13 protein-coding genes are annotated in these 14,103 nt (G+C 70.2%); 1 reads left to right on the top strand and 12 read right to left on the bottom strand.

Annotation, left to right across the window (positions count from 1 at the left end; all coding sequences use genetic code 11):
- Positions 1-141: 141 nt before the first annotated feature.
- From ACZ46W_RS07715 to ACZ46W_RS07705, 3 genes are read right to left on the bottom strand one after another with little or no spacing between them, the layout of a single operon-like run.
- Positions 142-510, bottom strand: a complete 369-nt coding sequence (locus tag ACZ46W_RS07715; protein ID WP_468333025.1) for a DUF6113 family protein — start codon at positions 508-510, stop codon at positions 142-144.
- The gene (gene mshB / locus ACZ46W_RS07710; protein WP_468333022.1) at positions 507-1,391 is read right to left on the bottom strand and encodes an N-acetyl-1-D-myo-inositol-2-amino-2-deoxy-alpha-D-glucopyranoside deacetylase; all 885 of its coding nucleotides are present in this window, start codon (positions 1,389-1,391) and stop codon (positions 507-509) included. The genes ACZ46W_RS07715 and mshB overlap by 4 nt, the downstream gene beginning before the upstream one ends.
- 25 nt (positions 1,392-1,416) lie before the next feature.
- Positions 1,417-1,611, bottom strand: a complete 195-nt coding sequence (locus ACZ46W_RS07705) for a hypothetical protein (protein ID WP_366127623.1) — start codon at positions 1,609-1,611, stop codon at positions 1,417-1,419.
- A gap of 157 nt (positions 1,612-1,768) precedes the next feature.
- Between ACZ46W_RS07705 and ACZ46W_RS07700 the strand changes: the two genes are divergently transcribed.
- Entirely contained in the window at positions 1,769-3,898 is a 2,130-nt protein-coding gene (locus ACZ46W_RS07700; protein WP_468333018.1) for a S9 family peptidase, read from the top strand.
- A 141-nt stretch (positions 3,899-4,039) separates the two neighbouring features.
- On the opposite strand, the gene ACZ46W_RS07695 is transcribed toward ACZ46W_RS07700, so the two are convergent.
- The 9 genes from ACZ46W_RS07695 to ACZ46W_RS07655 form a co-directional block, all read right to left on the bottom strand.
- Entirely contained in the window at positions 4,040-5,125 is a 1,086-nt protein-coding gene (locus tag ACZ46W_RS07695) for an ABC transporter ATP-binding protein (protein ID WP_468333015.1), read from the bottom strand.
- Entirely contained in the window at positions 5,109-6,092 is a 984-nt protein-coding gene (locus tag ACZ46W_RS07690; protein ID WP_468333012.1) for an ABC transporter ATP-binding protein, read from the bottom strand. The genes ACZ46W_RS07695 and ACZ46W_RS07690 overlap by 17 nt, the downstream gene beginning before the upstream one ends.
- A gap of 3 nt (positions 6,093-6,095) precedes the next feature.
- Positions 6,096-7,061 (bottom strand): ABC transporter permease, encoded by a 966-nt coding sequence (locus ACZ46W_RS07685; RefSeq protein ID WP_468333009.1) that lies wholly within the window; start codon positions 7,059-7,061, stop codon positions 6,096-6,098.
- Positions 7,054-7,977 carry an ABC transporter permease gene (locus tag ACZ46W_RS07680; RefSeq protein WP_468333006.1) on the bottom strand — a complete coding sequence of 308 codons (924 nt, stop codon included), beginning with the start codon at positions 7,975-7,977 and terminating at the stop codon, positions 7,054-7,056. The genes ACZ46W_RS07685 and ACZ46W_RS07680 overlap by 8 nt, the downstream gene beginning before the upstream one ends.
- Positions 7,978-8,007: 30 nt before the next feature.
- Positions 8,008-9,630 carry a peptide ABC transporter substrate-binding protein gene (locus tag ACZ46W_RS07675; RefSeq protein WP_468333003.1) on the bottom strand — a complete coding sequence of 541 codons (1,623 nt, stop codon included), beginning with the start codon at positions 9,628-9,630 and terminating at the stop codon, positions 8,008-8,010.
- A gap of 304 nt (positions 9,631-9,934) precedes the next feature.
- A complete protein-coding gene (locus tag ACZ46W_RS07670) occupies positions 9,935-11,083 on the bottom strand; it encodes an ABC transporter ATP-binding protein (protein WP_468333000.1) in 1,149 nt (382 codons plus the stop codon).
- Entirely contained in the window at positions 11,076-12,128 is a 1,053-nt protein-coding gene (locus ACZ46W_RS07665; protein ID WP_468332997.1) for an ABC transporter ATP-binding protein, read from the bottom strand. Before ACZ46W_RS07665 ends, ACZ46W_RS07670 begins: the two co-directional genes overlap by 8 nt.
- 11 nt (positions 12,129-12,139) lie before the next feature.
- A complete protein-coding gene (locus ACZ46W_RS07660) occupies positions 12,140-13,093 on the bottom strand; it encodes an ABC transporter permease (protein WP_468332994.1) in 954 nt (317 codons plus the stop codon).
- Positions 13,086-14,009 (bottom strand): ABC transporter permease, encoded by a 924-nt coding sequence (locus ACZ46W_RS07655; RefSeq protein ID WP_468332991.1) that lies wholly within the window; start codon positions 14,007-14,009, stop codon positions 13,086-13,088. Before ACZ46W_RS07655 ends, ACZ46W_RS07660 begins: the two co-directional genes overlap by 8 nt.
- Positions 14,010-14,103 lie beyond the last annotated feature (94 nt).

The raw sequence follows: 14,103 nt of genomic DNA, 5'->3' as shown, positions 1-14,103 counted from the left end.
GCAGGTTCTCCCGGTTGGCTCCGCCGCCCGCTCTTACACGTGCGGGCGCTCGGCGGCGCGCACCACCATACTGGCCGCCGCCGCCGGGTATCCCGCGACCAGGAGAACCCGATCGGTCATTCCGGCCCAAGTCAGGGCACGTCACATGCCAAGTGGGCCCGATCGGCCGTCCCGGTGCGGGAGCCGTGACATGGTGGCGCACATCACAGCCGCGGCCATGCCGCCCAGGACGTACACCAGCTCGGAGACGCCGCCCCAGAAGACCTGGTCGCCCTCCGGCCGGCCGAGGCTGGCCACGATGACGGCGACCAGCCAGCCGACGCCCGGCGCCACCACGCCCAACTGCGTACCCATCGTGCGCAGCCCGCCGGAGAAGAGCCCGACGCACGCGGCGAGCGCCAGCAGCAACCCGCCCGGGAACCAGGCCGCTTGGACGAGCGTGCCGGCGAGGCCGACGACGGCTCCGAGCCCGGCGAGGCCCGCGTACCCGCCGGCCCGCGCGGCCTTCATGACGCCACCCCGGCGAACAGGTCGTCCTCCCGCCGGCCGGCCGGGGCGCCGGATTCGCCCCGTACCAACTGGTAGTACTCCGTACCGAAGATGGGCTGCCCCAAGTCGTTGGAGAGCGCGAAGAAGGCGTCCCGCACGGCGATTTGCGTGGCATGGGCACGCATCGCCGCCGCCTTCCGTTCCGCGTATTCCGTCCCGTCGATCTCGGCCGTGACCAGCTCGTCGTCGACGACGCCGGGTACGTCGTCGACGGCGGCCACCCGGTCGAAGGCGCGGGACGCGCGGAGCCGGGCGAAGGCCTCCTCGGCTACCGTGCGCGGCACCCGGTTCCAGTAGATCTTGGCGATCTCGTGGGGGTCGCCCAGGTCGCGCCGGAAGGCCGGTTCGGCGGCCAGCTCGGCGGCGCGCATCGCGACGCGGTGGGCCTGGATGTGGTCGGGGTGGCCGTAGCCGCCGTCCGGGTCGTACGTGACCAGCACCTGCGGGCGGACGGACCGGATGACCTCGACGAGGTGGGCGGCGGCCTCGTCCACGTCGGCGCTCCAGAAGGCGCCGTCGCGGCGGTTCTGCTCGGCACCCATCATCCCGGAGTCGCGGAACCGGCCGGGTCCGCCCAGGAAGCGGTGGTCGGTGACGCCCAGCTCCTTCATCGCGGCGGCCAGTTCGCCGACGCGGTGGGGGCCGAGCCGGTCCTCCCGGTCGGGTGCCAGGTGGGCGAGGGCGGGCGGGATGACCTCGCCCTCCTCACCGCGTGTGCAGGTCACGAGGGTGACCTGGGCGCCCTCGGCCGCGTACTTGGCCATGGTGGCGCCGTTGTTGATCGACTCGTCGTCGGGGTGCGCGTGCACCAGGAGCAGACGACGGGCGGGCAGTTCCGTCATACGGACACCCTAGCCACAGAACGGCTCAGAACTTGATGCCGCCGATCATGCCCGCCACGTTGGTCGTCAGCTCGCTGATGGTGGGGGCGATGGAGGAGCTCGCCAGGTAGAAACCGAGCAGCATGCAGACCACCGCGTGCCCGGTCTTCAGGCCGGCCTTCCGGATCAGCAGGAAGACGACGATCGCCAGCAGCACCACCGCCGAAATCGAGAGTGCCACGGCGGTTCACCTCCATACATGTTCGTTCCGGACCGGGCAGGGCGCACGTGCCGGAGGGTACATACCCACCTGGCGCTACGGATCATAACTATCCGTTCCCACGCATCGATCGGTGCACGGCAGCACATGGGGGCGCACGACCGCTAGTTTCGGTCGTATGACCTCCAGGCAACAGCTCTCATTCCCCCGCCAGTACGCACGGACCCAGCGCTACACCCTTGGTGTTCCCCGGGCGTTCACCGTCTCACCCGACGGTTCCCGGGTCGTCTTCCTCCGCTCCCCCTCCGGCACCGACAGAGCGAACCGGCTGTGGGTGCTCGACCTGGACGACGGCATGCGCGAGCGCGTCGCCGCCGACCCGGAAGCGCTGCTGGGCGGCGCGGAGGAGGAGTTGTCGGCCGAGGAGCGGGCGCGCCGCGAACGCAGCCGGGAAGGCGCGGGCGGCATCGTGGGCTACGCGGTGGACGGTGCCGTCGAGTTGGCCGCGTTCGCCCTGTCCGGGCGGCTGTTCGTGGCGGAGCTGAGGGCCGGGACGGCGCGTGAACTGCGCGTTCCCGGGCCGGTGATCGACCCGCGCCCCTCGCCGGACGGGCGGCACGTGGCGTACGTGAGCGGGGGCGCCCTGCGGGTGACGGGCACGGGGGGCGAGGGCGACGACCGGGCCCTGGCCGAGCCGGAAGGGGAGGGCGTCACCTACGGGCTGGCGGAGTTCATCGCGGCCGAGGAGATGGGCCGCTCGCGCGGTTACTGGTGGTCGCCGGAGTCGGACCGGCTGCTGGTCGCGCGGGCCGACGACAGCCCCGTACAGCGGTGGTGGATCTCCGATCCGGCGCATCCGGAGCGGGAGCCGGTCAAGGTGGCCTATCCGGCGGCGGGGACGGCCGACGCGGAGGTGTCGCTGTGTCTGCTCGGCCTGGACGGTACGCGTACGGAGGTCGAGTGGGACCGTGCGCGTTACCCGTACCTGGCGCGGGTGCACTGGTCCTCCGGCGGGGCGCCGCTGCTGCTCGTGCAGACCCGCGACCAGCGCACGCAGTTGTACCTGGCGGTGGACACCGCGACGGGGACGACCCGGACGGTGCACGTCGACGAGGATCCGGATTGGCTGGAACTGCTCGGCGGGGTGCCGGCGTGGGCGCCGGACGGGCGGCTGGTGCGGATCGCCGACGAGGGCGGGGCGCGGGTGCTGGCGGTCGGCGACCGGACGCTGACGGGGGCGCAGCTCCATCTGCGGGCGGTCCTGGACGTCGGCGAGAACGACGTGCTGGTGTCGGCGTCGGCGGGCGAGGAGGCCGCCGCGGCGGAAATTGGCGAGATTCATGTGTACCGGGTCAACGAACTGGGCGTGGAACGCGTCTCCGAAGGGCCCGGAATCCACTCGGCGGTCCGGTGCGGGGCGGTGACCGTCCTGGCGTCGGCGCGGCCGGGTGAGCCGGGGACGTCGGTGCGGGTGCTGCGGGAGGGCAAGCCGGTGGCGGAGGTGGCGTCGTACGCGGAGCAGCCGGTGCTGTCGCCGCGCCTGACGCTCACCGAGGCGGGCGCGCACCGCATCCCGTGCGCGGTGCTGCTGCCCCGGAACCACCAGGAGGGCGACGGGCCGCTGCCGGTGCTCCTGGACCCGTACGGCGGGCCGCACGGGCAGCGGGTGGTGGCGGCGCACAATCCGCACCTGACCTCGCAGTGGTTCGCCGAGCAGGGCTTCGCGGTGATCGTGGCGGACGGGCGGGGCGCGCCGGGCCGCTCGCCGGGCTGGGAGAAGGCGATCAAGGACCGGCTGACCCTGGCGCTGGACGACCAGATCGAGGCGCTGCACGGGCTGGCGGACCGGTTCCCGCTGGATCTGGGCCGGGTGGCGATGCGGGGCTGGTCGTTCGGCGGCTACCTGGCCGCGATGGCGGTGCTGCGGCGGCCGGACGTGTTCCACGCGGCGGTGGCCGGGGCGCCGATGTCGGACCTGCGGCTGTACGACACGCACTACATGGAGCGGTACCTGGGCCTGCCGCAGGAGGCGCCGGAGGTGTACGAGGCGAACTCGCTGATCACGGACGACGGTCTGTCGGCGCCGGAGACCCCGCACCGCCCCATGATGATCATCCATGGGCTGGCGGACGACAACGTGGTGGCGGCACACACGCTCAAGCTGTCGTCGGCGCTGCTGGCGGCGGGCCGGCCGCATGAGGTGCTGCCGCTGACGGGCGTGACGCACATGACGCCGCAGGAACAGGTCGCCGAGAACCTGCTGCTGCTCCAGGTGGACTTCCTGAAGCGGTCGCTCGGGCTCGCGTAGCACGGCGACCGGCCGGGGCGACATGGCGCGCCCCGGCCGGTCCACGGCACCCGCACGGCCGTACGCTGTTCAGACTGACGCGTCCGTATATCGAAACCGCTTCCGGCAAGTTGCCTGAGTGTTAACGGAATTGATGGGCAATCAACCCATTTGCCCCCGGATATCGATCTCGACGTCGGCCGGGACGACCTGCCTCTCCTCCGCGAAGTGGCACGCCGAGTCGTGCCGGGCCGGGGTGTCCAGGTCACGGAAGGCCGCCGGCACGGCGAGCGCCGGCACCTCCAGCGCGCACCGCTCGCGCGCCTTCCAGCAGCGGGTGCGGAAGCGGCAGCCGGACGGGACGCCGGTGGGCGAGGGGACGTCACCGGCGAGCAGAATCCGCTCCTTCCGCCCCCGGGCGTCGGGGTCGGGCACGGGGACGGCCGACAGCAGCGCCTGGGTGTAGGGGTGCGTCGGGTGGTCGTAGATCTGTACGTCCGTACCGATCTCGGCCATCTTCCCGAGGTACATCACGCCCACCCGGTCCGAGATGTGCCGGACGATCGACAGGTCGTGCGCGATGAACACGTAGCTCAGCCCGAACTCGTCCTGGAGCTTCTCCATCAGGTTGACCACCTGCGCCTGGACGGAGACGTCCAGCGCCGACACCGGCTCGTCGGCCACGATGATCTCCGGCCTGAGGGCGAGGCCGCGGGCGATGCCGATGCGCTGGCGCTGGCCGCCGGAGAACTGGTGCGGGTAGCGGTTGATGTGCTCGGGGTTGAGCCCGACCACGTCCAGCAGCTCCCGCACCCTGCGCCGCCGGTCGCCCTTCGGCGCGGCCTCGGGGTGGATCTCGTACGGTTCGCCGACGATGTCGCCGACCGTCATCCGGGGGTTGAGCGAGGTGTACGGGTCCTGGAACACCATCTGGATGTTCCGGCGGACCGCCTTCAGGGCGCGCCCGGACAGCGTGGTGATGTCCTCGCCCTTGTAGAGGATCTGCCCGGACGTGGGACGTTCCAGGCTGACGAGCAGCTTGGCGACCGTGGACTTGCCGCAGCCGGACTCGCCGACGATGCCGAGCGTCTCGCCGGGGTGGAGGGCGAAGGACACCCCGTCGACCGCCTTGACGGCGCCGATCTGCTTCTTGAACAGGACGCCGCGGGTGAGCGGGTAGTGCTTGACGAGGTCGCGCACCTCAAGAAGGGGAGCCCCACGCCGGGGAGCCTCAAGAAGGGGAGGCATCGATCGTCTCCTTCCAGAAGTGGCAGGCGCTGCGTCGGTCCTCGGAGACCGGGTACAGCGGCGGTTCGTCGATCCGGCACATGTCCCGGGCGCGGGGGCAGCGCGGGTGGAAGGGGCAGCCGGAGGGGATGGCGGTCAGGCTGGGCGGCAGGCCCTTGATGGCGTACAGCTCCCGGCCCTTGTGGTCCAGGCGCGGGATGGAGTCGAGCAGACCGCGGGTGTAGGGGTGGGCGGGTGCCTTGTAGATGTCGTGGACGGGCGCGGTCTCGATGATCCGCCCGGCGTACATGACGGCGATCCGGTCGGCGACGTCGGCGACGACGCCCAGGTCGTGGGTGATGAGGATCAGGCCCGTGCCCAGTTCCCGCTGGAGTTCGGCGAGGAGTTCCATGACCTGGGCCTGGACGGTGACGTCGAGGGCGGTGGTCGGCTCGTCGGCGATGATGAGCGCCGGTTCCAGGGCCATCGCCATGGCGATCATGATGCGCTGGCGCATCCCGCCGGAGAACTGGTGCGGGTACTGGCCGACCCGCTCGCGGGCGCCGGGGATGCGGACCCGGTCCATGAGCTCCACGGCCTTGGCCCGGGCGTCCTTCTTCGACATGCCGCGGTGGACCACGAACATCTCGCCGAGCTGGTCGCCGACGGTGAGCACGGGGTTGAGGGCCGACAGCGCGTCCTGGAAGATCATCGCCATTTCGGCGCCGCGCACCGCGCGCCGGGCGTCCTCCTTGAGCGTGAGCAGGTCCCGGCCCCGGAAGAGGACCTCGCCGCCGGTGATCCGGCCGGGCGGCACGTCGAGGATGCCCATGATCGCCTGGGCGGTGACGGACTTGCCGGAGCCGGACTCGCCGAGCACGGCGAGCGTCTCCCCCGCGTCCACGGAGTACGTCACGCCGTTGACGGCCCTGGCCACCCCGTCCCGGGTGCGGAACTCCACGTACAGGTCGCGTACTTCGAGGAGCACGGCTCACCTCAGCTTCGGGTCGAGGGCGTCGCGCACCGCGTCGCCGAGCATGATGAACGCCAGCACGGTGATGCTCAGGGCGCCGGCCGGCCACAGCAGCATGTGGGGGGCGTTGCGGATCTGCGGGGCGGCGTTGGAGATGTCGATGCCCCAGGAGACGGTGGGCGGCCGCAGTCCGACGCCGAGGAAGGACAGGGTGGCCTCCAGCGCGATGTACGTGCCGAGCGCGATGGTCGCGACGACGATGACCGGCGCGACGGCGTTGGGCGCCACGTGCCGCAGCAGCATCCGTCCGCTGCCGGCCCCGAGGGCCCGGGCCGCCTGCACGTAGTCGTGCTGTCCGGCGGTGATGACCGAGCCGCGGGCGATGCGGGCGACCTGGGGCCAGCCGAGCAGCACGATGAAGCCGACCACCGGCCAGACGGTGGAGCTGGTGACGACGGACAGGAACACCAGGCCGCCCAGGACGACGGGGATGCCGAAGAACACGTCGGTGATCCGGGACAGCAGCGCGTCCCACCACCCGCCGAAGAACCCGGCGAGCCCGCCGAGCAGGCTGCCGAGCAGGGCGGCGCCGAGGGTGGCGCACACGCCGACGGTGATGGAGGCCCGCGCCCCGTGGACGGTGCGGGTGTAGACGTCGCAGCCCTGGGTGTCGTACCCGAAGGGATGGCCGGGGGCTGGGCCCGCCTGGGACTTGGACAGGTCGCAGTGCAGCGGGTCCGCGCCGGTGAGGATCTGCGGCCAGAGGGCGATCAGGACGAGGAAGGCGATGAGGGCCGCGGAGGCGAGGAAGACGGGGTTGCGGCGCAGTTGGTGCCAGGCGTCGGACCACAGGCTGCGCGGGCGGCCCGTGGAGGGCGTCTCCAGGGTCTCGGCCTCGCCCATCGCCAGGTCCATGGCGCCTCCGGCGCCGGTCGGGGCGATGACGTCCTCGGGGTCGTCGTAGGTGTCGCGGGTGTCAGGCATAGCGGATCCTCGGGTCCAGGACCGCGTACAGCAGGTCGACGAGCAGGTTCGCCAGCAGGAAGACGATCACGAGGATCGTCACGAAGCCGACGACGGTGGGCGCGTTGTTGCGCAGGATGCCCTGGTAGAGCTGGTAGCCGACGCCGTGGATGTTGAAGATCCGCTCCGTGACGATCGCGCCGCCCATCAGGGAGCCGATGTCGGCGCCGATGAAGGTGACGACCGGGATCAGGGAGTTGCGCAGCAGGTGGCGGGTGATGACCCGGTGGCGCGGCAGGCCCTTGGCGATGGCGGTGCGGACGTAGTCGGCGCGGACGTTCTCGGCGATGGAGGTGCGGCTGAGCCGGGTGACGTAGGCGAGGGAGACGAGGGCGAGGACGACGCCGGGCAGGAGCAGTTCGTCGAGGCGGGCCTCGGAGGAGACGGAGGGGCGCACCCAGCCCCACTGCACACCGAGCAGGAACTGCAGGAGGTAGCCGGAGACGAAGGTGGGGACGGAGATGACGACGAGGGTGAGGACGAGCAGGCCGGTGTCGAGGGGGCGGCCGCGCTTGAGCCCGCTGATGACGCCGAGGGTGATGCCGATGAGGATCTCGATGACGACGGCGACGAGGGTGAGCCGCAGCGTGACTGGGAAGGCGGAGGCCATCAGTTCGGTGACCTTCTGGCCATTGAACGCGGTGCCGAAGTCGCCCTGGAAGATGGCGCCCATGTAGAGCAGGTACTGCTTCCACAGCGGCTGGTCGAGGTGGAGGTCCTTGCGGATGCGGGCGGCGGTGGCGGGGTCGGGTGCCTTGTCGCCGAAGAGTGCCGCGACCGGGTCGCCGAGCGCGTACACCATGAAGAAGATCAGGAACGTGCTGCCGATGAACACCGGGATCATCTGGAGCAGCCGCCGGATCACATAGCGTCCCATGAGGGCTCCGGAGGATCGCGGGGCGGGGCGTCAGCGGACCTTGATCCGGTCGTAGACCGGGACGCTGAACTGGTTGAGGGTCACGTCGGAGAGCCGTTCCGAGTAGCCGGCGCTGCCGTTCTGGTACCAGAGGGGGATGGCGGGCATCTGTTCGGCGAGGATGCGCTGGGTGGCCTGGAAGTCCTTGACGGCCGCGGCCCGGTCGGTCTCGCGGTTGGCCTTGTCGACGAGGCCGTCGAACACCTTGTTGCTGAACTTGCCGTAGTTGGAGGACCCGCCGGTGGAGTAGAGCGGCTCCAGGAAGTTCTGGATGAGCGGGTAGTCGGCCTGCCAGCCGGAGCGGAAGGGGCCGGTGAGCTTGGCCGTGGTCTGCTGGTTGCGGAAGTCGGCGAAGGTGCCGATGGGGTTGACGGTGCAGACGGCGCCCCGGCCGAGCGCGTTGTTGACGCTGTTGCAGACGGCGTCCATCCAGGCGCGGTGCGAGCCGGTGTCGACGTTCGAGGTGAGCGTCACCCGGCCGCCGGGCAGGCCGCCGCCCTCCTCGATGAGGCGTTTGGCCCTGGCCGGGTCGTAGGTGCAGGCGTCGCCGCAGAGCTCCTGGTAGCCGCCGGTCCTGCCGAGGGCGGGCGAGGTCCAGTCCTTGGCGGGGGTGCGGGTGCCCTGGTAGATCTGCTTGGTGATCTCCTCCCGGTTGATCGCCATGGACAGGCCGCGGCGGACCTTCTCCATGCCGGGCCTGTTCCATTCGGGCCGGTAGAGCGGGAAGACGAGGGTCTGGACGATGAGGGCGGGCTGGTTGATGTAACGGTCGCCGAGGTCGCCCTCGACGTTCCTGAGCTGTTGCGCGGGCACGTCGTCGAGGAGGTCGAGGTTTCCCGAGATCAGGTCGGTGTACGCGCTGTTGTTGTCGGTGTAGACGACGAGGTCGACACCGCCGTTGCGGGGCTTGTCCTCGCCCGCGTAGCCGTTCCAGCGGCGCAGCTTCATGTTGCTGCCCCGGGTGTACGACTCGACGGTGTAGGGGCCGTTGCCGACGGGCTTGGCGAGCCAGGCGTCGTGGTCGGTGAAGAACACCCGGGGCAGCGGCATGAACGCTTGGTAGCCGAGGGTCTCGGGCCAGGTGGAGAAGGTGTCCTTGAGCGCGACGGTGAAGGTGCGGTCGTCCCTGACGACCAGGCCGCGCATCGTCTTGGCCCGCGCGGCCCCGGAGGCGGGGTGGACGTCCTCGTAGCCGACGATGTCGCTGAAGAAGGGCGCGTTGGCCTGCTTGTTGTCGACGTGGGCGCCGTAGTTCCAGGCGTCGGTGAAGGACGCGGCGGTGACGGGCTCGCCGTTGCTGAACTTCCAGCCGGGCTTGAGCGTGACGGTGAAGTTCTTCGAGTCGGTGGTCTCGATCTTCTCGGCGACCATGTCCCGGGCCTGGCCGGTCCTGGGGTCGTACTTCTTGAGGCCGCGGAAGAGCAGGTCGAGGACCTTGCCGCCCTGGACCTCGTTGGTGTTGGCCGGTTCGATCGGGTTCTGGGGGTCGCCCCAGGAGGAGCTGATGATGCCGTCCGCGCCGCCGACGCCGCCGTTGCCGCCACCGCAGGCGGTCGCCACGAGGGCGACGGCCACGGCACACGCGGCCGCCCTGACGTGCGTGGCTCCGCGCATGGGGTGCCTCCCCTGGTCGTGGTCCTCGCCTCATGGCTAGGCCCACATACCACCCCATACGGTGCGCCCGCGCACGCTGTACCCGCCCGTCCGGGCACGGCACCACCCGCTTGCGCGACGCCCCGCCCCCGCCGGAGCCCCGCCCGGCCGGCCGGGCACCGCCCCGGCCCCTGGCCCCCCCGGCCCCGGGCACCGCCCCGGCCCCTGGCCCCCCGGCCCCGGGCCCCGGCCCGCCCCGGCCCGGCACGCGAAGGTGCCCCGGCCTTCACGGGCCGGGGCACCCTCGTACGCGTACGACCGCGCCTTACGCCGCGTGGACGACGTCCTTCTCCTCGGCGAAGTGGCACGCCGACTCGTGCGCCGCGGGGCTGTCGGAGCCCTGGAAGCGCTCCGGGACCGCCAGCAGCGGCACCTCGGTGGCGCACTTGTCCTCCGCCTTCCAGCACCGGGTGCGGAAGCGGCAGCCGGACGGCGGGTTCGCCGGCGAGGGGACGTCACCGGTGAGGATGATCCGCTCGCGGCCCTCGCGGGCCTCCGGGTCGGGGACGGGGACGGCCGACAGCAGCGCCTGGGTGTAGGGGTGCGTCGGGTGGTCGTAGATCTGTACGTCCGTACCGATCTCGGCCATCTTCCCGAGGTACATCACGCCGACGCGGTCGGAGATGTGCCGGACGATCGACAGGTCGTGCGCGATGAAGAGGTAGGAGAGGTTGAACTCGTCCTGGAGCTTCTCCATCAGGTTGACGACCTGCGCCTGGACGGAGACGTCCAGCGCCGACACCGGCTCGTCGCAGATGATGATCTCGGGGTTGAGCGCCAGGCCGCGGGCGATGCCGATGCGCTGGCGCTGGCCGCCGGAGAACTGGTGCGGATAGCGGTTGATGTACTCGGGGTTCAGACCGACGACATCGAGCAGCTCCTGCACCTTGCGGCGCCGGTCGCCCTTGGGGGCCGCCTCGGGGTGGATCTCGAAGGGCTCACCGATGATGTCGCCCACCGTCATGCGGGGGTTGAGCGAGGTGTACGGGTCCTGGAACACCATCTGGATGTTCCGGCGCACCGCCTTCAGCGCCCGCCCGGACAGCTTGGTGATGTCCTGGCCCTTGTAGAAGATCTCGCCCGCGGTCGCCGTCTCCAGCATCATCAGCAGCTTGGCGACCGTGGACTTGCCGCAGCCGGACTCGCCCACGATGCCGAGCGTCTCGCCCTGGTAGAGGTCGAAGGAGACCCCGTCCACGGCCTTGACGGCGCCGACCTGCTTCTTGAACAGGATGCCCTGGGTCAGCGGGAAGTGCTTGACCAGGCCGCGCACCTGGAGGATCGGCTCACCGCGCTCCACCGGGGCCTCGATCGCGGCGACCGAGGCGGTCTCGCTCGCCGCGTCGACCGTCTCGACCTCGGTGACGTTCGGGGTCGCGTCCACGGCCTCGTCCTCTTTCCTGAGCTCAGCCATGGATCGTCTCCTTCCAGAAGTGGCACGCGCTGCCACGGCCCGGCAGCTCGCCGCCGTCCTGCTCCGTCACCGGCACCAGGGCCGGGATCTCCGTACGGCAGATGTCGTCCGCCTTGGGGCAGCGCGGGTTGAAGGCGCAGCCCGTGGGGATCTTCATCAGGTTGGGCGGCAGGCCCTTGATCGCGTACAGCTCCTGGCCCTTCTGGTCCAGGCGCGGGATGGAGTCGAGCAGACCACGGGTGTACGGGTGCGCGGGGCGCTTGTACAGGTCGTGGATCGGCGACTGCTCGACGATCCGGCCCGCGTACATCACCGCGATCTTGTCGGCGACGTCCGCGACGACACCGAGGTCGTGGGTGATGAGGATCAGGCCCATGTTCTCCTCGCGCTGGAGCTCCGCGAGCAGGTCCATGACCTGGGCCTGGACGGTCACGTCGAGCGCGGTGGTCGGCTCGTCCGCGATGATCAGGTCCGGCTCCAGCGCCATCGCCATGGCGATCATGATGCGCTGGCGCATACCGCCGGAGAACTGGTGCGGGTAGTCGTTCACCCGCGCCGCCGCGGCCGGGATCTTCACCCGGTCCATCAGCTCGATCGCCTTGGCCTTGGCGTCCTTGCGGGACATGCCCAGGTGGACCCGGTACATCTCGCCGAGCTGGTAGCCGACGGAGAGCACCGGGTTCAGCGCGGAGAGCGCGTCCTGGAAGATCATCGCGATGCGGCGACCGCGGATCTTGCGGCGCTCCTCGGCGGACATCTTCAGCATGTCCTCGCCGTGGAACAGGATCTCGCCCTTGGGGATACGGCCGGGCGGCATGTCGAGGATGCCCATGATCGCCTGGGCGGTGACCGACTTGCCGGAGCCGGACTCGCCGAGCACGGCGAGGGTCTCGCCGGCGTCGACGCTGTAGCTCACGCCGTTGATGGCCTTGGCGACGCCGTCCCGGGTGTGGAACTCGACGTGCAGGTCACGCACTTCGAGGAGCGGAGCGCCGGACGCGCTCTTGGCGCCGGACGCGCTCGTCTTCTTGTCGATGGTGGTCAACGTACGCCCTCCTAGCGCAGCTTGGGGTCGAGGGCGTCGCGCACTGCTTCGCCGAGCATGATGAACGCCAGGACCGTGACGCTCAGGAACAGCGACGGGAAGAGCACCATGTGCGGGGCGCTCAGGAAGCGGTCCTGGCCGTCACTGATCATCAGGCCCCAGGAGATGTTCGGGGACTGGACACCGATGCCGAGGTACGAGAACGCCGCCTCGGCCGAGATGTAGACGCCGAGGTTGATGGTGCTGACCACGATCACCGGAGCGAGCGCGTTCGGCAGGATGTGGCGCATCGCGATGCGCCAGCCGCCGGCACCGAGCGCACGGGCCGCCATGACGTAGTCGTTCTGCTTGTTGGTGATCACCGAGCCGCGCATGATGCGGAACAGTTGCGGCCAGCCGAGCACCGCCATGATCAGGGAGACGGTGACCACGTTGCCGGTGCCGAGCATGGCCAGCACGAGCAGACCGCCGAGCATCGTCGGGATGGCGAACCAGATCTCCGTGAAGCGGGAGACGAGGACGTCCAGCCAGCCGCCGCGCAGACCGGCGACCATGCCCAGGACACAGCCGACCAGCGTGGTCAGCACGGAGGTCAGCACACCCACGATGATCGAGTTGCGGGTGCCGTAGATCGTCCGGGTGTAGATGTCGCAGCCCTGGACGTCGAAGCCGAACCAGTGCGCGCCGCTCGGCGGGACGACCGAGTTCGACAGGTCGCAGAACCCCTTCGCGTACGGGTCCCCACTGGTGAACAGGCCCGGGAACGCGGCGATGACCAGAAGGAAGAGGATCAGTACGGCGGAGACCAGGAAGACCCAGTTGTGCATCAGGTCGCGACGGGCGTCGCTCCACATGCTGGCGACCCGCTCGGGCTTGTCCTTCTTCGTGCCCTTGACGGCGCTGCCGGGCGCGGTCGCGACGGGAACCGCGCTCTCCTCGACGGTGGTGGAGGTGTTCTCAGGCATAGCGGATCCTCGGGTCGAGCACGGCGTAGAGCAGGTCCACGATCAGGTTGGCGGCGATGTAGACGAGGACGAGCACGGTGACGATGCTGACGACGGTCGTCCCCTGGCGCAGGTACACGGCCTGGTAGAGCGTGCCGCCGATGCCGGGGATGTTGAAGATGCGCTCGGTGATGATCGCTCCGCCCATCAGGGCGCCGAGGTCGACACCGAGGAAGGTGACGATCGGGATCATGGCGTTGCGCAGGGCGTGCCGCACGATGACCCGGGACCGGCTCAGGCCCTTGGCGGTGGCGGTGCGCACGTAGTCCGCGCGCATGGTCTCCATCATGGAGGTGCGCGTCAGACGGGTGATGTACGCGAGCGACGCGGAGGCGAGCACCACGGCCGGCAGGATGAGGGTGGTCATGTCCTCGGAGTCGTAACTGATGGGCGCGATGGCCCATTTGACGCCGAGCACGAGCTGGAGCACGTTGCCCAGCACGAAGACCGGGACGGAGACCAGGAGAAGGGTCGACAGCAGCACGACGTTGTCGAGGAACTTGCCGCGACCGAGCGCGGCGAAGACGCCCGCGACGATACCGACGACCGCCTCGACGGCGAACGCGATGGCCGCCAGGTTGAGCGTGACCGGGAAGGTCTCGCTCATGATCTCGGCCACCGGCCGGCCGGTGAAGTCGGTGCCGAAATCGCCCGTCAGCACGCCGGAGATGTAGTACCAGTACCGCTGGTAGAGCGGGTCATTGAGGTGGTACTGCTCCCGCAGGATGGCGGTGATGTTGGGGTCTGCCTTCTTCTCGCCGGCCAGCGCCTGGATGGGGTCGCCGGGCAGGAGGAAGACGAGGCAGTAGATAAGAATTGTCGCGCCGAGCAGTACGGGTATCGCCTGCAGAAGACGCCTGATTACATAACGACCCATCAGGTCTCCAGTTGTACGGATACCGGGAGGGGCACTCCAGTGGGCCCCGGCCCGGGTGAGGGGTGACGACAACAGGACGGCAGAAGGGGGGTGA

Source organism: Streptomyces sp. NPDC031064 (genome assembly GCF_055570965.1).
The sequence above is the reverse complement of the archived record's forward strand: the minus strand, read 5'-3'. Positions and strand labels throughout refer to the sequence as shown.